22 protein-coding genes and 2 riboswitches are annotated in these 26,207 nt (G+C 31.2%); of the genes, 5 read left to right on the top strand and 17 right to left on the bottom strand.

The annotated features are described in order from the left end of the window. Positions 1–53 precede the first annotated feature (53 nt). Genes purD through purE form a run of 7 tightly spaced genes read right to left on the bottom strand, consistent with a single transcriptional unit; the run spans position 54 to position 7,151 of the window. Positions 54–1,295, bottom strand: a complete 1,242-nt coding sequence (purD, locus tag AB3K27_RS14735) for a phosphoribosylamine--glycine ligase (protein WP_368488157.1) — start codon at positions 1,293–1,295, stop codon at positions 54–56. Between the two features lie 43 nt (positions 1,296–1,338). Continuing rightward, complete coding sequence (gene purH, locus AB3K27_RS14740; RefSeq protein WP_368488158.1) at positions 1,339–2,838, bottom strand: bifunctional phosphoribosylaminoimidazolecarboxamide formyltransferase/IMP cyclohydrolase; 1,500 nt, start codon at positions 2,836–2,838, stop codon at positions 1,339–1,341. A gap of 23 nt (positions 2,839–2,861) precedes the next feature. Continuing rightward, on the bottom strand, positions 2,862–3,473 hold the full coding sequence (gene purN, locus AB3K27_RS14745; RefSeq protein ID WP_368488159.1) for a phosphoribosylglycinamide formyltransferase: 612 nt from the start codon (positions 3,471–3,473) through the stop codon (positions 2,862–2,864). After that, complete coding sequence (purM, locus tag AB3K27_RS14750; protein ID WP_368488160.1) at positions 3,461–4,456, bottom strand: phosphoribosylformylglycinamidine cyclo-ligase; 996 nt, start codon at positions 4,454–4,456, stop codon at positions 3,461–3,463. Before purM ends, purN begins: the two co-directional genes overlap by 13 nt. 13 nt (positions 4,457–4,469) lie before the next feature. Continuing rightward, positions 4,470–5,921, bottom strand: a complete 1,452-nt coding sequence (gene purF / locus AB3K27_RS14755; RefSeq protein WP_368488161.1) for an amidophosphoribosyltransferase — start codon at positions 5,919–5,921, stop codon at positions 4,470–4,472. A 40-nt stretch (positions 5,922–5,961) separates the two neighbouring features. After that, complete coding sequence (gene purC / locus AB3K27_RS14760) at positions 5,962–6,669, bottom strand: phosphoribosylaminoimidazolesuccinocarboxamide synthase (protein WP_368488162.1); 708 nt, start codon at positions 6,667–6,669, stop codon at positions 5,962–5,964. 2 nt (positions 6,670–6,671) lie between these two features. Further along, on the bottom strand, positions 6,672–7,151 hold the full coding sequence (gene purE, locus AB3K27_RS14765; protein ID WP_368488163.1) for a 5-(carboxyamino)imidazole ribonucleotide mutase: 480 nt from the start codon (positions 7,149–7,151) through the stop codon (positions 6,672–6,674). Between the two features lie 181 nt (positions 7,152–7,332). Then, a riboswitch (purine riboswitch) is annotated at positions 7,333–7,433 on the bottom strand. Between the two features lie 180 nt (positions 7,434–7,613). Between purE and AB3K27_RS14770 the strand changes: the two genes are divergently transcribed. Continuing rightward, complete coding sequence (locus tag AB3K27_RS14770; RefSeq protein ID WP_368488164.1) at positions 7,614–8,192, top strand: GDSL-type esterase/lipase family protein; 579 nt, start codon at positions 7,614–7,616, stop codon at positions 8,190–8,192. A 240-nt stretch (positions 8,193–8,432) separates the two neighbouring features. Further along, positions 8,433–8,624, top strand: a complete 192-nt coding sequence (locus AB3K27_RS14775; RefSeq protein WP_368488165.1) for a hydrolase — start codon at positions 8,433–8,435, stop codon at positions 8,622–8,624. 55 nt (positions 8,625–8,679) lie between these two features. Here AB3K27_RS14775 and AB3K27_RS14780 read toward each other — a convergent pair whose 3' ends face one another. From AB3K27_RS14780 to AB3K27_RS14800, 5 genes are all read right to left on the bottom strand, one after another. Beyond that, positions 8,680–9,270, bottom strand: coding sequence for a YdcF family protein (locus tag AB3K27_RS14780; protein ID WP_368488166.1), 591 nt, complete (start codon positions 9,268–9,270; stop codon positions 8,680–8,682). A 224-nt stretch (positions 9,271–9,494) separates the two neighbouring features. After that, positions 9,495–10,901 carry an NCS2 family permease gene (locus AB3K27_RS14785; RefSeq protein ID WP_368488167.1) on the bottom strand — a complete coding sequence of 469 codons (1,407 nt, stop codon included), beginning with the start codon at positions 10,899–10,901 and terminating at the stop codon, positions 9,495–9,497. A 76-nt stretch (positions 10,902–10,977) separates the two neighbouring features. After that, a riboswitch (purine riboswitch) is annotated at positions 10,978–11,078 on the bottom strand. A 115-nt stretch (positions 11,079–11,193) separates the two neighbouring features. After that, positions 11,194–11,403 (bottom strand): hypothetical protein, encoded by a 210-nt coding sequence (locus AB3K27_RS14790; RefSeq protein WP_368488168.1) that lies wholly within the window; start codon positions 11,401–11,403, stop codon positions 11,194–11,196. Then, on the bottom strand, positions 11,400–13,085 hold the full coding sequence (locus AB3K27_RS14795) for a TaqI-like C-terminal specificity domain-containing protein (RefSeq protein ID WP_368488169.1): 1,686 nt from the start codon (positions 13,083–13,085) through the stop codon (positions 11,400–11,402). Before AB3K27_RS14795 ends, AB3K27_RS14790 begins: the two co-directional genes overlap by 4 nt. A gap of 31 nt (positions 13,086–13,116) precedes the next feature. Then, the gene (locus AB3K27_RS14800) at positions 13,117–14,502 is read right to left on the bottom strand and encodes an MATE family efflux transporter (RefSeq protein WP_368488170.1); all 1,386 of its coding nucleotides are present in this window, start codon (positions 14,500–14,502) and stop codon (positions 13,117–13,119) included. A 234-nt stretch (positions 14,503–14,736) separates the two neighbouring features. Here AB3K27_RS14800 and AB3K27_RS14805 point away from each other — a divergent pair, with 234 nt between their 5' ends. Beyond that, positions 14,737–15,948, top strand: a complete 1,212-nt coding sequence (locus tag AB3K27_RS14805) for a S1C family serine protease (protein ID WP_368488171.1) — start codon at positions 14,737–14,739, stop codon at positions 15,946–15,948. A 35-nt stretch (positions 15,949–15,983) separates the two neighbouring features. Here the strand turns inward: AB3K27_RS14805 and lgt are convergent, their stop codons facing one another. The 3 genes from lgt to pckA form a co-directional block, all read right to left on the bottom strand. After that, positions 15,984–16,751 (bottom strand): prolipoprotein diacylglyceryl transferase, encoded by a 768-nt coding sequence (gene lgt, locus AB3K27_RS14810; protein WP_368488172.1) that lies wholly within the window; start codon positions 16,749–16,751, stop codon positions 15,984–15,986. A gap of 87 nt (positions 16,752–16,838) precedes the next feature. Next, on the bottom strand, positions 16,839–17,672 hold the full coding sequence (locus AB3K27_RS14815) for an undecaprenyl-diphosphate phosphatase (protein ID WP_368488173.1): 834 nt from the start codon (positions 17,670–17,672) through the stop codon (positions 16,839–16,841). Positions 17,673–17,848: 176 nt separating this feature from the next. Then, positions 17,849–19,435, bottom strand: a complete 1,587-nt coding sequence (gene pckA / locus AB3K27_RS14820; protein ID WP_368488174.1) for a phosphoenolpyruvate carboxykinase (ATP) — start codon at positions 19,433–19,435, stop codon at positions 17,849–17,851. A 526-nt stretch (positions 19,436–19,961) separates the two neighbouring features. Here pckA and AB3K27_RS14825 point away from each other — a divergent pair. Next, complete coding sequence (locus tag AB3K27_RS14825; RefSeq protein WP_368491248.1) at positions 19,962–21,320, top strand: MurT ligase domain-containing protein; 1,359 nt, start codon at positions 19,962–19,964, stop codon at positions 21,318–21,320. Between the two features lie 27 nt (positions 21,321–21,347). Then, positions 21,348–22,079 (top strand): type 1 glutamine amidotransferase, encoded by a 732-nt coding sequence (locus AB3K27_RS14830; protein WP_368488175.1) that lies wholly within the window; start codon positions 21,348–21,350, stop codon positions 22,077–22,079. Between the two features lie 68 nt (positions 22,080–22,147). Here the strand turns inward: AB3K27_RS14830 and clpB are convergent, their stop codons facing one another. Both clpB and AB3K27_RS14840 read right to left on the bottom strand, forming a co-directional pair. Further along, on the bottom strand, positions 22,148–24,748 hold the full coding sequence (clpB, locus tag AB3K27_RS14835) for an ATP-dependent chaperone ClpB (protein WP_368488176.1): 2,601 nt from the start codon (positions 24,746–24,748) through the stop codon (positions 22,148–22,150). Positions 24,749–24,936: 188 nt separating this feature from the next. Continuing rightward, complete coding sequence (locus AB3K27_RS14840; RefSeq protein WP_368488177.1) at positions 24,937–26,199, bottom strand: helix-turn-helix domain-containing protein; 1,263 nt, start codon at positions 26,197–26,199, stop codon at positions 24,937–24,939. Between the last annotated feature and the right edge of the window lie 8 nt (positions 26,200–26,207).

Here is a 26,207-nt window from a genome sequence, read left to right on the forward strand (position 1 = left end):
TAAAAAAGCTAATCACCCCTTATAAAAACAGAGTGATTAACTATTTATCTAAATTATCGCCCTATATCAGTTCTAAAATACATTCCTTCAAAATTTATTCCCTTCAAACTGTTATAAGCTGATTCAATTGCTTCATTTAAATCATTTCCCAATCCATAGGCGGATAAAACTCTTCCTCCTGATGTTATAAACTCTCCATTTTTCATTTTAACTCCTGCTGCAAAAATATTATTTGACTTTTCCATACCTTCTATGCTAAAACCAGTATTATATTTTCCTGGATAGCCTTTAGATGCAGCTACTACCGAGCAGCAGGCACCCTTCTTCCACTGTAAATCAAACTTATCAAGTTTTCCTTCAAGTGAAGCCTGTATAAGCTCTACTAGATCACTTTTCATTAGAGGAAGTACTGCCTGAGTTTCAGGATCTCCCATTCTTACGTTGTATTCCAGAAGATAAATTCCTTTTTTAGTTATCATTATTCCAAAAAAAATTATGCCTATATAATCCAGGTTTTCTTGCTGTATTCCTTTTAATGTAGGATTCATTATACTTTCCTTAAAATCCTTTAATACCTTTTTGCTGCAATAAGGATTCGGCGATATGGCTCCCATACCTCCTGTATTTGGTCCCTTGCCTCCATCATAAATTTGTTTATGATCTTTTGCAGACATAAATGGGATAATACTCTTTCCATCTGTTATTGTAAGTATGGAAGCTTCCACTCCCTCTAAAAACTCTTCAATAACTATATTTTTTCCTGCCCCTTTAAATATATCTTTCACCATAAAGTCCTCTATTGTAAACTGAGCTTCTTTATAATTTTTACATATGGATACACCTTTTCCCGCTGCCAATCCATCTGCCTTTATAACTACTGGATATTCACACTCCCTGATATATTTTAGTGCCTCATCTTTATCATTGAATACACCATATTTTGCAGTTTTAATTCCATATTTTTTCATGAAATCTTTAGAATAAATTTTACTTCCCTCAAGCATTGCAGCCTTTGAAGTAGGTCCAAAAATATTCAATCCTCTGCTTCTAAATTTGTCTACTATACCTTCTATAAGTGGATTCTCCGGGCCCACTACAGTTAAATCTATTTTTGATTCTAATACAAAATTTACAAGTTCATCTATATCTGTTATATCTATGTTAGTGCATTTACTCTCTGCCTGAATTCCACCATTTCCGGAAGCACAAAATATTTTATCTACTTTAGGATTCTGTGCTATTTTCCAGCAAATAGCATGTTCCCGTCCTCCTGAACCAATTACAAGTACTTTCACTGTATACACCCCTTTTTTCAATTCACAATTCACGATTTACAATTTAGTGTTTAAAATGCCTTATTCCTGTAAATATCATTGATATTTCATTTTTATTGCATTCTTCTATGGAATCCTTATCTCTTACAGAACCTCCCGGTTGAATTATTGCCTTTATGCCATATTTTGCAGCTTCACAAACTACATCATTAAATGGGAAAAATGCATCAGATGCTAAAACTACTCCATCTCCTGCCCTGTCCAGTGCATGACAAGTAGGCCATATTCTATTTACCTGACCCCCACCAATACCTTTAGCCATAAAATCCTTAACTACTACAATGGCATTTGATTTTACATATTTACATACTTTCATTCCAAATATTAAATTATCTATTTCCTCTTTGGAAGGTTCCTTATCAGTAACTACTTTCATATCTTCTAGGAGCTTGTCATCGGCAGACTGTACAAGTATTCCTCCGTCCACCTTGGCTAATTCCATACTATTAGTTGGTTTTACACTACATTTAATTATTCTCAAATTTTTCTTTTTTGTTAATACCTTTAAAGCTTCTTCATCAAAATCCGGTGCAATAACTATTTCAACAAAAATTTTTGATATTTCCTCTGCAGTTTTTACATCCACTTTTCTATTTACAGCTATAATCCCCCCATAAATTGAAGTTGGATCACATTCATAGGTCTTAACATAGGCCTCATATAAGTCTTTTCCAAGAGCCACACCGCAAGGAGTATTGTGCTTAACTGCCACACAGCATATTTCTTCAAATTCATTTACTACCTTCCATGCTATATCCATATCTTTTATGTTATTATAAGAAAGTTGTTTACCGTTTAGCTGGGTAAAATCTTTCATAGGGGCAGTTCCTGCTGTAGCAGTATAGTAAGCGGCACTTTGATGTGGATTTTCTCCATATCTTAAATTATCCATCTTTTTATAAGAAAGACTTAAATACTCAGGATAATCTTCTTCCAGCAGAAAGTTGCTTATAGCCCCGTCATAAGCAGACATTAGATTAAACACCTTTCCCGCCAATTTTTTTCTAAAATCATAGGGTACATCTCCCTTTGAATCCATTTCTTCAATTAATTTTGAGTAGTCTCCTACATCTGTAACTACTATTACGTCCTTAAAATTTTTAGCAGCAGCCCTTATCATGGTAGGCCCGCCTATATCTATAAATTCCACTTTTTCTTCAAAGGTAATATTGTCATCTACTTTGTCAAAAAAAGGATACAAGTTTACTACTACCATATCTATGGGAAGAATACCCTTCTTAGCTATGGTATCCATGTGTTCTTTATTGTCTCTCTTAGCCAGTATGCCTGAATGTATAGCAGGATGAAGGGTCTTTACCCTGCCATCTAATATCTCATCAAAACCTGTAATCTTTGACACTTCTGTAACCTGTATATTATTTTCTTCCAAATACCTATAAGTTCCCCCTGTAGATATTAACTCCACTCCTTTGTTTCTTAAAAATTGTGCCAACTCCAATAAACCTTCTTTATTATAAACACTTATCAATGCACGATTTATCATATTTAAGCCTCCAATTATTTTATTTATAAAATTTTTACTCTTTTTCCTTCCACTATTACCTTATTTTCAGAAATCAGCTTAATCACCTTTGGAAGAGCCTTATGCTCCTCTTTTAGCACCCTTTGTTGAAGCTCCTCTGGAGTGTCTTCAAAATATACAGGTACTGCCTTTTGAAATATTATAGGTCCGCTATCTGTACCTTCATCTACAAAATGTACGGTACACCCTGATATTTTAACTCCATGTTCCAGTACTTTTTCATGAACTTTTATGCCATACATTCCATCTCCACAAAAGGAGGGTATAAGTGAAGGATGTATATTAATCATTCTGTTTTGAAATTGTGAAATCAAATCACCTTTTAGTATAGAAAGCCAGCCTGCACACACTATTAATTGAACCCTATTATGTAAAAGTTTCAGTATTTCATCGGAAATATTAGATTTATAAATTTTTCTATTCAATACGTGATATTCAATATTATTTTTTTTAGCCCTTTCCAGAACATATACTCCCGGCCTGTCACTTATTAAGATATCTATAATGCAATTTTTTAAATACCCACTATGGACAGCATCTATTATGGACTGAAAGTCAGTACCTCCCCCGGAAGCTAAAACTGCTATTTTAAACATACCCTTTTTTCCCTTCTTTTCACATGCCCAATAATATAGGCTTTTTCCCCCATTTCATTCAAATCCTTTATTATATTTGGAGCATCTTTGCTATCTACACAAAGTACAAAACCTATACCCATATTGTAAGTATTGTACATATGTTCTTCATCCACACCTAAATCCATTATATATTTAAATATCTCAGGTACCTCAAAACTATTTTTATCTATAACCGCTGTAAAATCATCTTTAAACATTCTGGGTATATTCTCATAAAAACCTCCTCCTGTTATATGAGCCATAGCTTTGATTTTAAATTTCTCCAAAAGCTTTAAAACTGGCTTTACATATATCTTTGTAGGAGTTAAAAGTATTTCACCTAAAGTGCTTCCAAAAAAATCTACCTTTAGATTATCTATGAGCCTTCTAACAAGAGAGTATCCATTACTGTGTACTCCACTTGAAGCTATCCCAACCAATACATCTCCTTCTTCTACAGTACTACCATTTATTATGCTGTCTTTTTCCACAACTCCCACGGCAAATCCTGCCATGTCATATTCTCCTTTGGAGTAAAAACCCGGCATCTCAGCTGTCTCTCCCCCAATTAGTGCACAGCCTGCATCCATGCATCCTCTTGATATTCCTTTAACTAGTTCTGCTGCTACTTCTGCTTCTAAATTAGAACAAGCCAAATAGTCCAGGAAAAACAGTGGTTTTGCACCATGGCATAAAATATCATTAACACACATGGCAACGCAATCTATTCCTACAGTATCATATATTTTCATTTCAAAAGCTATTTTAAGCTTTGTTCCAACTCCATCTGTTCCAGATACAAGTACCGGATTTTTGTACTTACCCAGTTCAAACATACCAGCAAAACTACCAAGTCCATTTAAAACTCCCGGAATAAAAGTCTGCGTGGAATATTCCTTCATAAGCTTTACAGACTTATACCCTTCTTCAATATTTACACCAGAATCCTTATATGTTATCATAGTATACCTTCCTTTACTCTAAATAATTTTTATTTTTTTCCATAGGGGCTGATATAGGATATACCCCGCTAAAACATCCAAGACAATACCCTTTATTTTCATTATCACTATACTCCAGAGCTTCTAAAGTTCCATCTATGCTTATATATCCTAAACTATCTGCTCCTATTTCTTCCCTTATTTCTTCTAATTCAGCATTGGAACCTATAAGTTCATTCCTGTAAGGAGTATCAATACCAAAATAACAGGGATATTTAACTACAGGGGAAGAAACTCTAAAATGCACTTCTGTAGCTCCTGCTCTTCTCAATATTTCCACAAGCTTTTTACTGGTAGTACCTCTAACTATTGAATCATCTACAATTACCACTCGTTTACCTTCTACATTTACTTTAAGGGGATTGAGTTTCACAGCCACTGCTTTAGACCTAAGTTCCTTGGAAGGAGAGATAAAAGTTCTTCCCACATATTTATTTTTTATAAATCCTATACCATATGGTATTCCTGATTCTTCTGAATATCCTATAGCAGCAGGTATACCAGAGTCGGGAACTCCAATTACCACATCTGCTTCTACTGGATTTTCCCTGTAAAGTATTCTTCCAGCTTTTAATCTTGATGTATATACATTTATTCCATCTATAGTGCTATCAGGTCTTGCAAAATATATATATTCAAAAGAACAGGTTTCACATTTTGTCTTTTCTGCAAAATTTATGGATTTAATTCCCTCTTTATTTATTATAACAATTTCTCCAGGCTCTACATCCCTTATAAAATTAGCACCTATGGAATCCAGGGCACAACTTTCAGAACAGAATATGTAATCTCCATTAAATTCTCCCATACAAAGTGGCCTTATTCCATTTGGATCTCTTACTCCTATAAGTTCATTTTCTGTTAAAATTACAATGGCATAGGAACCCTTAACCGCCTGTACTGCATCTACTACTGCAGTTCCTATATCTTTTTTTGATCCCCTTGCAATAAGGCTTAAAATAATTTCTGAATCCACAGAGGTTTGAAATGTATATCCTGCCTCCTCCAAAAGATCCCTTATAATGTCTGCATTTACTAGATTTCCATTATGTGCTATAGCAATAGAACCTAATTTATACTGTACTATAAGAGGTTGTGCATTATTTAAAGTACTAGATCCTGCCGTGGAATATCTCACATGTCCTATAGCACTTTTGCCTTTTAAGCCCTGTAATAATTCCCTATGAAATACATCAGAAACCAATCCCATTTCCTTATGATACTTTAATTCACTCCCATCTGAAACTACAATTCCTGCACTTTCCTGTCCTCTATGTTGAAGGGCATAAAGACCATAATAAGTTAAAGATGCTACGTCTATATTATTTTTAGAAAACACCCCAAATACTCCACACTCATCCTTAAATTTATCCTCTTCCATGTCAATATAGGAGCATTGATTAAATTGCTCATTTAAACCACTCATTAAAATTTCTCTCCTTTTTACCATAAATAGTAGAATGAAATTAGTTGTCACTTATTCTTCTTAGTATTTCTTCATAAGCTTCCTTTACATTTCCCATATCACGTCTGAATCTATCCTTATCCAATTTCTCATTGGTTACTGCATCCCATAATCTGCAGGTATCTGGAGATATCTCATCTGCAAGTATTATCTTATCTTTAAATTTTCCAAATTCTAGTTTGAAATCTATAAGTTTTATACCTAATTTTCTAAAAAACAACTCAAGTATATCATTTATAGAAGCTGTCATGCCATATATGGTTTTAAGTTCATCCCAGGTGGCAATTCCTATTGCAACTGCATGATAATCATTTATAATAGGATCTCCCAGGCTATCATCTTTATAACTTAATTCGAACACAGTGGTTTTAAGAGGTGTTCCTTCTTCAAGACCAAGTCTTTTTGCCATACTTCCTGCAGCCACATTTCTTACTATTACCTCAAGTGGTATTATATCTACTTTTTTACAGAGCTGTTCTCTATCATTTAGCTTTTTCTCAAAATGGGTTGGTATATTATTTTTTTCCAACAACTCAAATAAACTGGAAGTAATGTTATTGTTAAGTATTCCTTTATCAGAAATCTGTCCCTTTTTTTCACCATTGAAAGCTGTAGCATCATCTTTATAATAAATTATAACTTTATCCTTATCATCTGTTTCATACACTTTTTTTGCCTTTCCCTGATAAATCATTTCTCCTTTTTTCATCTTTACAACTCAACCCCTTTTCCATTTTCCATTATAAATTTTTGTTTCATATTTTTTCTATACTCAACCAATTTTTCTTTAATTTCAGGATACTTAAGTGCTAAGATTTGTACTGCCAGCATACCTCCATTATAACTGTTATTTATTCCAACCGTAGCTACAGGTATGGATTTTGGCATCTGAACTATTGAAAAGAGAGAATCAAGCCCAGAAAGTGCTGCATTCAGTGGAACTCCTATAACAGGAATAACAGTTTTAGATGCTATAACTCCTGGAAGGTGGGCTGCAAGTCCAGCACCAGCAATAATACATTCACAGTTTTCCCTTTCCAATTTTTCTATAGTCTGTAAAAGTTTTTCAGGCACCCTATGTGCCGACAAAATAAAAGCCTCATATTCGATATTAAATTCTTTCAAGGCTTCAGCAGCACCCTTCATTTTTTCTATATCAGAACTACTGCCAAATATAATTGCAACTTTCATCTGAATCCTCCTTAAAGTTTTATAGGTTTCAATGATAAATAATTAATCTGTTATTTATTTTCCCATATCTCAACCTAAAATATTTCATAAATATAAAAAAGATTTCATAAACTCATAATCTTGAATCTATATGAAACCTTAAAATCGACAAACCAATTTAAAACTCAACAAAAAATATCAAGCTTTAAAGGAATTCATCCATAGACGGGAAATTTACGGCTTCCTGTAGAAACTCCTAAACCACATTATTAGGATTATATGGATACTTTATTTATTTATGATATAATTATATTAACATATGAAATTATATAGTTCAATATATTAGACCTAACTTTCAATTCAACATTCGTATATTTTGAAATTGTATTACATTTTACAGCAATAATGTTCATACCATTACGAACATTACTATAATAATATTGAAATTAAAAAATTTTATTACAAGGAGGAAAAATATTTGCAATGAAATTAGTATGTTTAGGGGATAGTTTAACTTCTGGATACGGCGTTTTTAAAGAGGATTGTTGGGTATCTCTTATAAGAGACCTACTAAAAATTGAAGTTTTAAACAAAGGAATAAATGGAGATACCATGCCGGGAATGTTATCCCGTTCCTATAGAGATGTGGTTAAAAATTATCCAACTCATGTAATTATACTTGGAGGATCCAATGATTTTATGGCTGGCAGACGTCTAAAACTTGTAACAGATAATTTAACTGAAATAATAAAAGAATCTTTAAATGCAGGGATAATCCCCATTATAGGTACAGAACCTATTATAGATAAAACACTGGCTGAAAAAAAATGGGACGGAACTGTAGATTATGATAAAGTAAATAATTTACTGGTTCATTATAGAAATTGGATATTGGACTTTTGCACCGAAGATAATATTTATTACATAGATCTTTATACTTGCTTTCTTGAACAATTAAAAACAACGGATAACAGCTCTCTATTTATAGATGGCATACACCCCACAGCAATAGGACATAAGTTAATAGCAGAATGTATCTTAAATTTTTTCAGAACTCTTTAGAATACGTTATCCTTTAGGGGAAGGACTTATCCAGGGGCGTTAGGCTTATCCCCCCACTTTGAAGAAGATGGGGGTGCAGCTAATTCTAGCCTTCGGATAAACATTTTGGTATTAGCCTACTCTATATTGAATTCTAATGGGAAAAGTGGTATACTTAAATCGAAATATAAGTTATATAATATTTAAAATTATAATATGTGTTTTACTAAATACTTATATTATAGAGGAGGATTTATTAAAATGAATACTACTTACTGTCTTTCTGACATACCTGAAGATTTAAAGAAACAGGTAACAGATTTAATATCCAAATCTGGAATACCAGCAGAAGATTTTATAAAGGGACTAGCTGATTACTATAATGTAAAAAATGCCAACGTAGATTCAATGGTTCTTGATTATTCAAATTACTGGAATAGTTTTGTAGATTAATATAAATTAAAATTCATACCTCATGGCTAAGCTATGAGGCATATTTTTTACCATATTAATATATTCTAAAAATCTGATAAAAATGATATTTCCAAACAGCAGGTATTTCCCTGATATACCCTGTAATTTCTCTGTTCTTATACGGATATACAAATACTCCAGAATAACTTCCATCTATACCCTGACTTTCAGCCATTAAAGATGCTCTTTTTAAATGATATTTATTGGATACTATTACTGCAGTTTTAAAACCTTTATCCACCATTACCTTTTTAGAATTTGATAAATTCTCCATAGTAGATACAGATTTATCTTCCATTATTACTTTTGATGAATCCGCTCCTTTATAAACAAGATAATTCTTCATCGCTTTGGCTTCTGATATGTTTTCTCCTGGACCTTTTCCTCCAGAAACAATAATATAATCTCCATAACCTTTACGATAAAGCTCAAGACTTCTGTTTAATCTCCACATAAGAAAAGGACTTGGAGTGCTGCCATAAACTTTACATCCTAGAACAATTATACAATCTGATTTTTTCGGTTTTGCATTTTTCCCAAAATAAATTACCTGAACTTCTGTTATTAAAGTAACTACAAATACAATAATTACAAAATATAATATAAATTTAACGCTTTTTTTCATATTAAAAACCACCTAAAATTATCCTCTTTAATATCATAAATTATTGAAGATATAATTTCAATCCAATACAATTTAACAATCTATTAATAACTAGTTAAATTTTAGCATTAGATAAAAACAACTCGTTGAAAACTATTAGTTTTCAACGAGCTTTACCCTATATTTACTCAAAATTTTTTAATTAAAATATCAATATGTAAGTTCAAGTAGATTTAATATGGACTTTATGCCAACATGGCAAATCTAAATATAAATAATATCGCAAGTACATATATTATAGGATGAACTTCTTTGTATTTTCCTGTAGCAATCTTAACTATTGGATAAAATATAACTGCTGCTGCTATACCATTTGCTATACTGTAACTAAATGGCATAAATGCTATAGCAAAAAAGGCTGGAAGTGCTTCTGAAAAATCATTAAAGTCTATTTTTGTAACCGCTCCCATCATAAGCACTCCTACAATTATAAGTGCTGGAGCTGTAGCTTGTGTTGGAACTATTCCGACTAATCCTGAAAAAAACAATGACAGTATAAATAGAATCCCTACAGTACAAGAAGTAAGTCCTGTTCTACCCCCTGTAGATATTCCTGATGCAGATTCTACATATGTAGTAACAGTACTGGTTCCCAGCATTGAACCAACAGTAGTTGCTATTGAATCTGAAAAAAGAGCTTTATGCATATTCTTGAATTTTCCATTTTCATCAACCATACCTGCTTTTTCAGCCGTTCCAACTAGAGTTCCTATTGCATCAAATAAATCAACTAAAGTAAATGTAATAATTACTGTAAGTATACTGGTAATTGCTCCTATTATTCCTGCTTTCATACTAAAGAGACCCTTAAAATCAAAAGCTAAAAATGTAGGTGCAAGTGAAGGTGGAGCACTTATTATATTTACACCTGAAATATGGGTTATTCCAAAAGGTATGCCAATTATCGCCGTTAAAATTATCCCAATCAATATTGAGCCTTTAATGTTCCTTGCCATAAGTATGGCTGTAATTAGAATACCTATAATAGAAAGCAGTACTCCAGGACTAGTCAATTTCCCAAAAGCAACCAATGTAGCCGCATCCGGTATTATGATACCTGAATTCTTAAGACCTATCAAGGCTATAAAGAGTCCAATACCACCTGATATGGCAAATTTTAAATTTCGTGGGATGGCATCAACAATTTTTTCTCTTATAGAGGTTACAGTAATTATTATAAAAATTACTCCCGAAATAAAAACTGCTGCCAGAGCTTGCTGCCATGTATACCCCATACCTAAACAAACACTATAAGTAAAAAATGCATTTAACCCCATTCCTGGTGCCTGTGCAAAAGGAAGATTTGCATAGAATGCCATAACAAGAGTCCCTATTGCCGCAGCTATACAAGTGGCGGCAAATATAGAAGCCACTAAAGGATCATTACTTACAGATATGCCAGCTTTTACAGCCGCATCTCCCATAAGTCCAAGAGAATTCATTCCGGATTGCATAAGTATGCTTGGATTTACAAAAATTATATAGGCCATAGTTATAAAAGTGGTAACTCCTGCTATAATTTCTGTCTTTATACTGGTATTATTTTCTGTTAACTTAAAAAATGAGTCCAGCTTGCTTTCTTCAACATTCATATTAATACCTCCAAAAATAAAAAAATTTCTAAAATGAATTACGGGCAATCCAAATTAGAAAATAACAAAAAATATTACTTTCCCGTGATTCACTCATAGTCAAGGATTTTTGGTGCCTTGGTAGATACTCTTGAACCATATTATCAAGATTATACGAATGATTTATCGAAAAATTTAGTAAATTTACGTAATTATCTTATCATTATATACGTAATAAGTCAACATTTATGTTTTAAAAAAGTTAACAATATATTTTAATTCATAGTTATGATAAATTCAGTCTGTAGCCTGTCTACTTTTTTACAGTATATAAAATATACAATATTACAATTACTATTAAAAAGGGAAGTGAGAACATTACTTTAAGAGCCACACCAATTAGTGCCACAAATAAAGCTATAGCCATTACTATTCCTATGACTGGCAGCACTATAACTCCTATTACTGATAATACAAGGCACAAAGTTAAAATTATCATTATAATACCAATTAAAGCAATCATACATTGTCTCCTTCCTTTTTTAATCCCATCATATTTTCTATATCTTTCAATATAATACTTCTATAATTATAATTAATACTATATAACTCAAATATTATCTCATTTAACTTTTTTTCAAGCATATCATCTTGCTTTTTTTGGTGAACTAATTTACTCACCAATTTCTCTATATTTCTTGTGTATCCAGCACTAAAATTGCTTACAGGTATTCTATCCAAACTAAATTTTTTGATTTGGGGGGTAGAGTTGGCATTAGTTATTAAAAAATTTAGATAATACCACTGGATTAATTTTGAATTTAATAACCCTAGAATATAATAAGGAGAAAACCTTTCATCCAAGCATATTATACCATATAAAGACTGTTCTATTATACAGCCTTTTGTATCTAAGGCCGCTATTAAATGCTTTCCAGTTTTTCTTATAACTATTTTATTTTTAGTTGTAAGCTTCTTTATATCACTGGTTCCCCCTTTTATGTTGCAGGGAATAAAATCATAGTAATAATTATTTAATATACTAAATTTTTTTATATTTTCACCCTTTAATATTTCAGTTTGATTTTCACTTGCCCTAGAAGAACTTATTCTTTCCTTATATCCTATAAATCCTGTAAAAGTTTTGCATATCTGACCAAGTAATAGGCTGTTTTTATCAATGGAATTTTTTATATGTAAACTTTTACTATCACGATAATAAAAAAATTGGCAATTTGAATTTTTTGTATATTCATCTTGTTCTACATTGTACACGCCTTTTTTATATACATCCACTTTTATTTTATTGTGCTTACTATATCTATTTTCAGCTATTATAATCATGGTATCTGTATTTATTTCTGGAAATTTTACTTCAAATACAATATTTATTATATTATATTCTTTAAGTAACCTTTTTCTAAAATCCTTATATTGAAGATTGCTGGCCAATCTATCTGGAATTATAAATCCAAATCTTCCACCAACTTTTAAAATTTCCATGGATCTTTTTATAAAATATTCGTATAAATTAGGCAAATATGTATTGCCCTCATAATTTTTACTATAGTACTCTTTTAAATTCTCCTCTATGTCCTTTTTATGCTTTCTGCTTAAAGAAACCCATGGAGGATTTCCTAATACATAGTCATATTTTCGTGCCCAAAACTTACTTATATGTTCAAATCCATGTTCCTTATGTTCTTTCTCCCACTTTATCAGGCTGTTACAACATATAATATTATTTTTAAAATCAAAATTAATTCCACTCCTTCTGCATAAATTTATTTTGGTAAGCTCTACAGCTTTACTATCTAAATCAGCCCCATATATACATTCTTTAAGTATATGATAGCTTAGGTTAGAATACTGCCAGTATTCTAACCCACATATATTTTTCAATCCACTTTGGGTTTCAACAATATAACTTTCATCCTTAAAATTATATTGTATACTTTCTAAATTTTCATTGAATTTCTCCATTAAAATATCATATATTTTTAATAAAAAATAGCCACTACCACAGGAGGGATCCAATATTTTTACAAAAGGATTTAATTTAACATCCAAATTTGATAGAGTATTTTCCACTATATATTCTACTATAAAATAAGGGGTATAAAAACTTCCCCTTTCTTTTCTTTCAGACTTATTCATTAATTTTTCATAAGCTTCACCAAGTATAGTAGAGTCATAGCATTTCATAAAATCATATCCCTCCTCTCTTTTAAAATATTTATATCTCTCCTAGAGATACATTATTACCAGATGCATCTATTTTATCTTTAGAATTCAGTTTTTTGATTTGAACCACTAAAAATATTACTGTCAGTATGGAAGCTACTCCATCGGATACAGGTGCTGCCGCCCATACACCATTAAGCCCAAAAATATGGGGTAATAAAAAAAGCATTGGAATAAGCACTATTACCTGTCTTGAAAGTGCTAGAAACATAGAAATCTTTGCCTTTGCTATAGCTTGGAAAAAATTAGCACTTACTACCTGAAAGCCTACTATAGGAAACAATAACATATATATCTTCATTCCATTTACCGTTATATTGGTTAAATTAATATCTGATTTGTTAAAGAATGCTACTAAAACATTTGGAAAAATATGAGCACATAGTGCTCCTGCAGTAGATATTACAGTAGCTGCTATAATAGCCAACTTTAATGACCTCTTCACACGAGGATATAACTCTGCTCCGTAATTGAACCCAATCACCGGCTGAGCTCCCTGGTTAATTCCAAATATAGGCATAAGAATTACAGTGGCTATTCCATTTATTATTCCCATGGCTCCTATGGCTAGATCGCCTCCATATATTCCAAGGCTCCTGTTTAATACTATATTTACAACGCTGGCTGCAAGCTGCATGGCAAAAGGAGACATGCCTATGGAAAATATACTTATAACTGTTTTCCATTTCAATATTAAATTTTCTTTTCTTATCTTAAGCATACTATTTCCCTTCAAAAAATAGTATAACACCCATATCATATTTATGCATTGAGCGATAATAGTAGCAAAGGCAGCTCCTTTTATCCCAAAATGAAATATATATATAAATAGAAAATCTAATACTATATTTGTTATTCCTCCTATAAGCATTGTGGTCATGGCTTTTTTAGGATTTCCTTCTGATCTTATTACATTATTAAGTCCAAATCCTATTATTTGAAATATAGAACCCCACAGTATTATAGTAATAAATTCTCGGGCATAACCTATGGTATTATTACTTGCTCCAAAGGCTCTAAGCATAGGATTTACCAATATAAGGCCTGATATAGTTACTATAATAGACACTATAATAAGAAGTATTAATGCATTGCCCAATATATGTTCTGCCTCTTGCTTATTATCTTGCCCAAGTTTTATAGATATTCTGGCGGCGGCTCCTATACCTACCAACATACCAAAAGCCATCACTATAATTGCTATGGGAAAGGTCAAACTCACTCCAGATATGGCCATAGCCCCTACAACTCTTCCTATAAACATTCTATCTACTACGATATATAATGAATTCACTAGCATACCAACTATAGCTGGTATAGAAAACTCAAGCAGCAATTTACTTACCTTTTCACTTCTTAATTTAATAGAACGTTCCAAATAAAAAGCACCTCCTTCATACACTTAAGTGTAATACTTTTCTGTTTTATTGTAAAACAAATTCTATATATTAAATTATAATATATTTTCTATCATAATTATTATTTTCAAATAATTGTAACACATATTCAACAAAATTGTCATAACTCATTAACAGTTCTGCCATACAACTGTAACAAAATGCATTTATTATATAATAAAAATGGTTATATTAATATTAAGGGAGGGTCTCGTATGGATAACTTTAACAAAGATAAAAATGCTTCAAAAGCAATAGTAAAGTATGACTTTAGAGATAAATTTAAAAAAACTTCAAGATTTAAAAGACTTTTATCCTATATAGCAGTAGGATTAATATCCAGTTTGATAGGAGGAAGTGTATCAGTTGCAGCATTTTTATATTTAATACCAACTACAACTTTTTTCAAGAATACGCCGCTTTATGAAAACATTAATTCAAGTACAAATACATCTACTACCTCGCAAACCAAAGCATCTACTATATCTACTACAAGTACAAATGGTCTTACTGTAGCTGAAATAGCAAAAAAAGTAAGTCCTGCAGTAGTAGGAGTGTCTATTAAAACTGTTTCTCAGAACAATGTATTTGGCTTCTCAAATAATGGAGATACTGGTGAAGATGACGGAATGGGATCTGGAATAATAATAAGTTCTGATGGATATATACTTACCAATTACCATGTAGTACAAAGTGCTCAGAGCATAACTGTAATACTAAGCACCGAGAAGGAAGTACCTGCTAAAGTTGTAAATTATGATGCAGATCAAGACTTAGCTGTAATAAAGGTTACTCAATCCACTACCATGCCTGCTGTAGCAGAACTTGGGGATTCAGATAAAGTTCAAGTGGGTGATTCTGTAGTTGCCATCGGAAATCCTCTAGGCAAGGAACTCTTAGGTTCTGTAACAAGTGGCATCATAAGTGCTACCAAAAGAGAAATCAATACTGGAAATACCACTCAAACTTTTCTGCAGACAGATGCAGCTATAAATGCAGGAAATAGTGGAGGAGCTCTTGTGAATTCACTAGGACAGGTGATAGGTGTAAATTCCGCTAAAATAGGTGGAAATGGTGTTGAAGGTATAGGTTTTTCAATTCCTATAAATACAGTAAAATCCAAATTAACGGGCCTTTTAAAGCCAGTATTAAAAATTGGAATTGCAGGAAGGAATATAGATTCCACTTTATCTAAGCAATATAATCTTCCAGAAGGTGTATATGTGGCTGAAGTAGAAGAATTTAGTGCTGCTGAAAAAGCAGGGTTGAAAGCAGGAGATATTATACAAAAATTTGATGGTAAATCTGTTAAGTCTATAAGCGAAATAAATACTATAAAAGCTACTCATAAATCTGGAGATACTGTTTCTATAGTAGTCTATAGAAATGACTCTACCAAAAAATTAGACTTGAAATTATCAGAATAAACATTAAGGGCTGTTCATTCAGCCCTTAAATTACATTAATCAATTTTTTTACTTCTACCTTTTAAGTATATAAAAAAACTTATACTCAATACAATCCCTATAAAACTAACTAATTGGGCAACTCTAATATGTCCAATCATTAAACTATCTGTTCTTAGTCCCTCTATGAAGATCCTTCCCAGTGAATACAATCCAACATAGGCACATATTACGGAGCCTCTTTTATGTTTCTTTCTAAAAATATAAATTAAAATAATACATACTATTAAATCCCAAAGGGATTCATACAAAAATGTAGGATTATAATAATCACCATTTATGTACATTCCTCTTTGTATAAACAAAGGAAACTTACTTATAAATTCATAGCTTACAATCCCTCCATGAGCCTCCCCATTAAAAAAATTCCCCCATCTACCTATTGCCTGGCCAAGAATTATAGAAGGTGCAAAGCAGTCCCACAATTTTATAAAATCCATCTTTTTGTATCTAGAAACTATGTAAGCTGCTCCAAGTCCAAATATAAGGCCTCCATGAATAGCAAGTCCCCCCTGCCTTATATTAAATATGTCCATAAGGCTACTTCTATAATCTTGAAACTGGAAAATAACATAATAAACTCTAGCCCCTATAATTGCCAGTGGGAAAGATATCAAAAATACATCTATTAAACTATCAAAGTCATATCCTTTATATTTACAATTTAAATTAGCCAAAATAAGAGCTGCTAAAACTCCCAGGGCTATCATTATTCCATACCACCTGATTTGAAAACCACCAATAGAAAAAGCTATGGGATCCATAAGTATTACAACCTTTCTTTATGAATTAAAAATCATAGCATATTAACTGCCACTCTTGTTAGTATATACATTTTAGGTAATATTATTTTAAACACTTATAACTTTTGTAACAGTCAATACAAGTACTATTATACCTATAAATATTCTATATATGGCAAAAACTCTCATAGGTTTTCTCTTTAAAAAATTCATAAACTTTTCCACTACCACTAAAGCTACTAAAAATGAAACTATAAACCCAACAGATAGGGCAATAACCTGCATTATACTCATATCTATTTTTACTTTTATAAGAGACCATCCTGACGCAGCTATCATAGTTGGTATGGCAAGAAAAAAAGAAAACTCTGCTGCAGCTACATTGGTAAGTCCACTTATCCATCCTCCCATTATTGTAGATGCGCTTCTTGACATTCCAGGCCACAGAGCAAGACATTGAAAACATCCTATTTTAAAGGCCTGCAAAATATTCACATCTTCAATATTTTTAGTACTATTTCCCCTTCTATACTTATTCTCCATATATATCATAAGTACTCCTCCAACTACTAGTGCAGAGGCCACTGTAATTGAGTTAAACAGTTTTTCTTGAATAAAATCATTAAATATGAACCCCACCACAGCGGAAGGTAAAAATGCAATTAAAATGATAACCCAAAGTTTAAATCCCCATTTACCCGGTTTAATATTTTTAAGTGAATTAAATATTTTGTCCCAATAAAGAACCACTATAGCAAGTATAGCTCCCAGTTGAATTACAATCTCAAACATGTTTATATAAACTTTATCATAAATTGGTGCTTTAAAGTTTATCAAATCCCCCACTATTATCATATGTCCCGTAGAAGATATTGGCAAAAATTCCGTTATTCCCTCTACCACCCCAATAATAGCAGCTTTAATAATAAAGATTAATTCCATTATTTCCACTCACTCTCTATATTTTAAATTTTTACAACAATTACTATTATACTATCATTATAAGTTTGTTCACAACCACTATATTATTAATAAATTGTTACACAAAATATATAACTTAATTAGAGACAAAAGAAAACTGTTTTCTATAACAATAAAGAAAACAGTTTTCAATAAGTCTATATACAAGTAAAGCGTCTAATCTCAGGACCTGCTTTAACTATATTTTCTGAAACGCTACCAAATTTTTTAAAATTCTCATTAAATTTTTTAGCTAGTTTTTTTGCCGCAGCATCATAAGCCTCTTTATCTGTCCATGTGTTTTTAGGATCCAACATTTCTTTTGGAACTCCCGGGCATTCTTTAGGCATCATTACTTTAAATATAGGATGCTCTACAAACTCTATATTCTTAAATTTGCCATTTAAGGCTTCTCTAATCATAGCTCTCGTATAAGGAAGATTTATTCTATCTCCTTTTCCATAGCCGCCACTTAACCATCCTGTATTTACTAAATACACTTCTGTATTATGTTTGTCTATTTTTTCTCCCAACAATTTAGCATATACCGCAGGATTCATAAGCATAAATGGTTCTCCAAAGCAAGATGAAAAAGTCGCTTCTGGGTCAACTATGCCTCTTTCTGTACCTGATACTTTACTAGTGTACCCCGACATAAAATGATACATAGCCGCTTCTTTTGAAAGCTTGGATATAGGAGGCATTACACCAAAAGCATCTGCAGTTAAAAATATAATAGTCTCAGGATTTCCTCCAACTCCACTTTTCTCTATATTATCTATATAGTCAATAGGATAAGCCCCTCTTGTATTTTCTGTATATCTTCCATCATTATAATCAGGTACTCCATATTCATCTGTAACTACATTTTCAAGTACAGTACCAAATCTTATGGCATTATATATTTCATGTTCTTTTTCCTTATCAAGTCTTATGGTTTTTGCATAGCATCCCCCTTCAAAATTGAACACTCCTTTATCACACCATCCATGTTCATCATCTCCAATTAACTTTCTCTCTGAATCTGCTGATAAGGTAGTTTTCCCCGTTCCTGAAAGTCCAAAGAAGAGAGATGTCTTACCATCCTTTCCTATATTGGCAGAACAATGCATTGGAAGGACTCCTCTTTCAGGCAGCAAAAAATTCATTACAGAAAATAGTGATTTTTTTATTTCACCTAAATACTGAGTTCCTCCTATCAGTATAATTTTCTTATCAAAATTTATTAATATAAAAGCCTCTGAATTTAAACCATCTGCTTTTCCTTGGGATTTAAAGTCCGGTACTGCTATTACATTAAATCCAGGTATAAAAGATTGTAAATCTTCCACTGTTGGTCTCCTAAATAGTTGATTAGCAAATAAAGCTTCACATGCTTTTTCACATATAACTCTTATAGGAAGAGTATATTCTTTTAAAGCTCCTACAAATCCATCAAATACAAAAATATCTTTACCCTTCAAATAGTTTAAAACTTTATCATACATTCTATCAAAAATTTTTTCCTCTATAGATAAATTTACACTCCCCCAGTTTATTTTATCCTTTATACTGTCCTGATTAACTATGAATCTATCCTTAGGTGATCTACCTGTATACTTTCCTGTATTAATTATTAACGCTCCTTTGTTAGATAGGCATCCTTCTCCTCTTTTAATAGCTAACTCTACTAATTTGGCAGGTGGTAAATTTTTATACACATTTTTATATTCCTTAATATTTAAATACGATAAATCCATACTCATATTACTTCCCCCTAACATTTTATATTATATATATTACACCATTTATAGAAAAATGCAACACAAAAGATTGTTTTATTTACATTATGCAACACTTTTATTGTTATCCTTGCATTAATATAATATATATTTTAAAAAAACTCGATATAAGCTACATTTTATATATATGTGCTACATTATTTATGCAATTTCAATTTTTACATCCTTCACAGTTATTCCTTTAAATTTTAACGAACTAAATTCTAGTATATATATTTTTTAGAAATTGCTCTTCATAATATTTCCTCAAAATGTATTAGTTTTTTATATTTATAGTTAAAAAACTAATATTTATACGTGAATTGTCTGTAGAAATTGTAATGTGATTTCAATATAATTTTATGACATTTAAAATTCTATTAAAATATGAGAATTAATAGATAACTTTTACTTTTTTGATGTAAAAATTCTCATATTGTATTATAATATTTAAGAGTTACCTTAAAGTTTATATAGTTAACATATGAATAATGTGTCTGGACAAAGGGTGGTGTACAAAATTAATATAAATTCTTTTTTTAGTATTATTATTTGCAAAATTATAATAAAATTATCAAAAATTTTGTTTAAAGGCGGAAGTAATTTTCCTGGAAAAGTTGCATTAAAATTAGATAAAAATATTTTAAAAACTATATGTAATAACTATAAAATTATAATTATCACCGGTACAAATGGTAAAACTACAACTACAAGCATGATATATAACATATTAAAAGATAGTAAAAAATGTGTGATTACAAATAGTACAGGAGCTAACATGCTTACGGGGATAGTATCCTGCTTTGTAGAAAACTATTCATTTAAAAAATGCTATAGCACAAAATATGCAGTAATAGAGTGTGACGAAGCAAACATACCTCTTTTCACTAATTATGTAATACCTGAAATTATAACCGTTACCAATTTATTTAGAGATCAGCTGGACAGATATGGTGAAGTTTACTCTACCTTAAACAAAATTATCCAGGGAATTGAAAAAGTTCCTCTTTCAAATTTAGTTTTAAATGGTGATGAATCTCTACTTGGAGACTTAAATTTGCCAAATAGAACTATTTATTATGGATTTAACTGTGCTCTTACTAACAGTAAAAAAGTGTCACTTAATTCTGATGCAAAATTTTGTAAAAAATGCAAAAGCCCTTATATGTATAATTTTCTTACATATAATCATTTAGGAGATTACTATTGTCCTAACTGCGGATATAAACGTCCTGAATTAGATTATACTTTAGACGAAATAAAGGAACAGACACCAGAAGGTTCTCTTATAATCATAAATGGAAAAGAATATTATATAAATCAACCTGGTACATATAATATGTATAATGCCCTGTGTGCCTACTCTGTAGCTATGGTTTGTGATATACCTATTTCTAACATATACAACTCCCTAAAAAATCAAAAAAGTAGTTTTGGGAGACATGAAAACATAAAGATAGGGGATAAACAAGTTAAAATAATTTTAGTAAAAAATCCTGCTGGTTATGATCAGGCTATAAATACCTTAAGCCTTGATAGTAGAACTTTCAATCTGGTAGTACTTTTAAATGATAATTATGCAGACGGGAGAGATGTTTCCTGGATATGGGATGTTAATTTTGAAAAATTATCATCTTTAGATATAGATAAAATAATGATTTCCGGCATAAGACCTTATGATATGGCTGTAAGATTAAAAATCGCCGGCCTACCAGATAAGAACTTTATAATCTCCGAGACCTATGAGTCTCTTACTGAAGAAATAAAAAATTGCAAATTGAACACAGTATATGTGCTCGCTACTTACACTGCCATGATAAACTTCAGAAAATTTCTCAATTTTAAAGGTTATATTAAAAAATTTTGGTAAAAATATTTTAATAAGGAGTTATATAAAATGGAATTGAATATATGTCACCTATATCCTGATTTACTAAATGTATATGGGGATTTAGGAAATATACTTATTTTAAAATACAGGGCACAGCAAAGAGGCATAAATGTAAATATATTTAATATATCTCTAGGTGACCCCTTTGATGAATCTAAATATGATATAGCTTTTTTTGGAGGCGGACAGGATTATGAACAGTCTATAGTATCTGAGGATCTGGTAAAAAATAAAAGGGAGGGTATTTTAAATTATATTGAAAATGAAAATGTATTTTTATCAATTTGTGGAGGATACCAGCTTTTGGGAAAGTATTATTCCACTCCTCAGGGTGAAAAACTTTCCGGCCTTAATGTACTGGATATTTACACCGAAAGCGGTAATAAAAGATTTATAGGAAATACGGTAATATATAATGAACGGTTTAAGGAAACCTATGTGGGTTTTGAAAACCATTCTGGAAGAACTTATATCGGAGACTTAGAACCCCTTGGAAAAGTAATTGTAGGCTATGGAAATAATGGTGAAGATGGTTATGAAGGGTGTATATATAAAAATTGTTTTTGTACATATTTTCATGGTTCTCTTCTTTCTAAAAATCCTGAATTAGCTGATAGATTTATAAGTTTAGCCCTTGCAAAAAAATATGGTGCCATAACACTGGAACCTTTAGATGATGAATTGGAAATACATGCTAAAAACTTTATAATAGCAAGAGAAACTAGGAGAAAAGCATAACTTTATCCAGTACATTTTCATATATGAAAAAAGAGATTAGAATATTCCTAATCTCTTTTGCCTGCTATTTAATTTTTATCCAAATTAATATTAAAATCCCCATCATAACTTACTCTTATAGCACATCCATTGTATATTTCTCCCTTAATTATCTTCTTTGCAATAGACGTCTCCAGCACATTTTCTATATATCTTTTTAAAGGTCTGGCTCCATAAACTGGATCATAACCTTCCTTAACCATAATTTCCTTGGCATTATCCTCTACACTTAAAGAAATACTTTTATCTTTAAGTCTATTTTCTATATACCTTAAAAATATATCTATTATAGATTTAATTTCTTCCGTATTTAACGGTTTAAACATTATTATGTCATCTAATCTATTTAAAAACTCAGGTTTGAATTTTAATTTCATTTCATTCATTACCCTATGTTTTATTCCTTCCTCTATTCCACTCTCCTTTTTATTTTCTAACAAATAACTGCTTCCTATATTAGATGTCATAATTATAATACAATTTTTAAAGTCTACTACTTTACCCTGATTATCCGTAAGTCTTCCATCATCTAATATTTGTAAAAATACATTAAATACATCATCATGGGCCTTCTCAATTTCATCAAATAATATTACACTATATGGTTTTCTTCTTACTGCTTCTGTAAGCTGTCCTCCTTCTTCATAACCCACATATCCCGGAGGAGCACCTATAAGCCTGGAGACAGAATATTTTTCCATATATTCTGACATGTCTATTCTAATTATATTTTCTTCACTGTCAAACAATGTTCTTGCTAAAGTTTTTGCTAGCTCTGTTTTACCTACACCTGTAGGTCCCAGGAATATAAAAGAACCTATAGGTCTTCCTGGATCTTTCATTCCTGCCCTAGCCCTTATTACAGCATTGGATACTGCTCTAACCGCTTCTTCCTGTCCTATAACTCTTTTTGAAAGTTCCTCTTCTAATTTAAGAAGCTTTTTTCTTTCTCCTTCTACCAGTTTGGAAACAGGTATTCCAGTCCACTTAGACACTATCTGTGAAATTTCCTGTTCCGTCACTTCTTCTTTTAACATGGCATTCTCATTATTTTCTTTTAACTTTTCTTCTTCTTTTTCTATTTCTTTCTCCAATTTAGGAACAACTCCATATTTTAATTCTGCCATCTTATTTAAATCATATTCTCTTTCTGCTTTTTCAATCTGCCCTTTTACCTCATCTAATTGTTTCTTTAAATTTCTAACCAGAGTTATATTAGATTTTTCCATCTCATATTTTGAAGTAAGTTCATTGTCTCTATCTTTTAAATTGCTCAGTTCTTTTTCCAAATCCTTAAGTCTTTCTATAGAGGCAGTATCTTTCTCTTTAGATAAGGCTTCTTTTTCAATTTGCAGCTGAAATATTTTTCTTTTAACACTGTCCATAACAGTAGGCATACTGTCAATTTCCGTTCTTATCATGGCACAGGCCTCATCAATTAAATCTATGGCTTTATCTGGCAAGTACCTGTCTGTTATATATCTATCTGAAAGTTTAACCGCCGTTACAATAGCAGAGTCATGGATTCTTATGCCGTGGTATATTTCAAATTTTTCTTTGAGACCCCTAAGTATTGAAATAGAATCCTCCAAATTAGGTTCGTCTATTACTACAGGTTGAAATCTTCTCTCTAAAGCTTTATCCTTTTCTATATACTTTCTGTATTCATCAAAAGTAGTAGCACCAATACAGTGAAGTTCACCTCTTGCCAGCATTGGTTTGATTAGATTTCCTGCATCCATAGAGCCTTCTGTTTTCCCAGCTCCAACTATAGTGTGAATCTCATCTATAAATAATATTATTTTCCCCTGGCTTTTTTCAACTTCCTTAAGTACAGCTTTGAGTCTCTCTTCAAACTCTCCCCTAAATTTTGCTCCTGCAATTAAAGCTCCCATGTCTAGTGAAAATATTATTTTATCTTTTAAGCCTTCTGGCACATCTCCTCTTACAATTCTCTCCGCTAATCCTTCAATTATAGCAGTCTTTCCTACTCCTGGTTCTCCTATAAGTACTGGATTATTCTTAGTTCTTCTTGAAATTATTCTAACTACCCTTCTAATCTCCTCATCTCTGCCTATTACTGGATCCAATTTATGCTTCTTAGCCTCTTCCACTAAATTTCTTCCATACTTAACTAATGCTTCATAAGTCCCTTCTGGATCCTGAGTATCCACTTTTTGATTTCCTCTAATTAGAGTTAATGCCTCTAAAAATCCTTTTTTTGTTATATTGAACTTTTTCAAGATTCCTTCTACTTCTCTAGAGCCACTTTCCATAATAGCCAACATTACATGCTCTACACTTATATAAGAATCTTTGAATTTCTTAGTTATATTTTCTGCCTTTATAAAAATTTCTTCAAATCTTCTAGTAGCATAAAGTGAAGAACTCTGTGCACCTTCTCCTAATACTTTAGGCATTTTATTCAACACATCTTTAGTTGAGTTTATCAATGCTTTTACATCTACAGACATTTTTCCAAATATATTTGGAATCAAACCATCTTCCTCAAATACTAATGCTGAAAATAAATGAATAACATCTATCTGCTGATGGTTATACTTTACAGCTATACTCTGTGCATTATTTATTGCTTGTTGAACTTTAATAGTAAGCTTATCTATATCCATACCATAATTGGTTGCCTAAAACTTTTTGTAAAATTACCATTAGCTTAACTAATATTTTCAATCCTCAGCTTTTTAAAAATGAGGAATAAACACTTCTATACACATTATGAACTGTGGATTGATAATCTAGCCCGGCATAAGTTTTAATGCAACTTTCCTCCTTTCTTAAAATTTATAGATTATGGTATCTATAAAAAATCATATTTTTGTTCTAACTTTATAGCAAAATCAAAATACTTAATTGACTCTGAGACACTGCCCATTTTATAATACATTTCTCCCATCTTTATATATCTTTTATATATTTTAGTATTTGTTGCAAATTTAAGAAGAGTATCCAGTGATAGATTCATATACATTTCACCAAACTCAAAATTTCCCTGTTTTATAAGTATAACAGCTTTATAATAATAAGCTCTTTCTATACATTCTATATTATTTAAAAATATGGCATAATTTAAAACCATGTCACATATGTACTGTGCTTTATCCAAAACTTCATTTTTTATAAAAATATCTACAATCATAAGCTGAAATCTTACTAGTTCTTTTATATCATCTTTAGGATACATATCTTCTGCCTTAATCAAGTAATGTATTGCACTGTCTTTCATATCTAAAATAAACATAGCACAAGCATAATCAAATAGAGCTCTAGCTTTATTTCTCAGGTTCTTCCCATAAAATATATCTACCTTTTTTTCATATTCTTTAAATTCTCCTATATTGGTTTTAAGAGAAAGAAGTGCCATCAAATGATATATTTTTGCTTTCTTTATATCTTCCTCCACAAAGTCCATTAAATCCATAATCTTATTAGCAAGCTCATAAGATTTTTCATAGTTATCCATCTCAAAATAACACATAGCTTGATAATAAAGAGCTTTTATCAAAAGCCCTTTATTATCAATTTTCAAACTAATATCTATAGCATTATTATAATAATTTACAGCATGTAGAAATTCCCTAGACATAAGAAACCATTTAGCAATATCTATATAATACACTACTGTTCTTTCATAGGAAAAACATTTTTGTAAATAATAATAATAATTATGTACTATATGTTGTGCTTTTTCCAATTCTTCTTTATTTAAATAACAGTTAAATAAAAGGTGTAATATTTGAAAACATATGTCACTATAACAGCCATCTCTGGCAAATTTGAAGTTATACTTTAAAATTTCCTCATGATCTTTTGTATCATTACTTTTAACTATATCATTTATATTCTTTGCTAGTTGATCTTTTATATCCTGCTTTAAATATAAAAGATCAACTTCAAGTTTATTGGCTATAAATTTTAATACCCATTCCTCAGGTTTTACTTTATCATTTTCAATACAACTCATTTTAGATACCGATATTTTATTATCACATAGTTCCTTCAAGGTATACCCTTTATATATCCTCGCCCTTTTAATTTTTTCTCCAGTAGAAAGTATTTCCATAATTACTC

Source organism: Clostridium sp. BJN0013 (assembly GCF_040939125.1).
Classification (GTDB): Bacteria; Bacillota; Clostridia; order Clostridiales; family Clostridiaceae; genus Clostridium_B.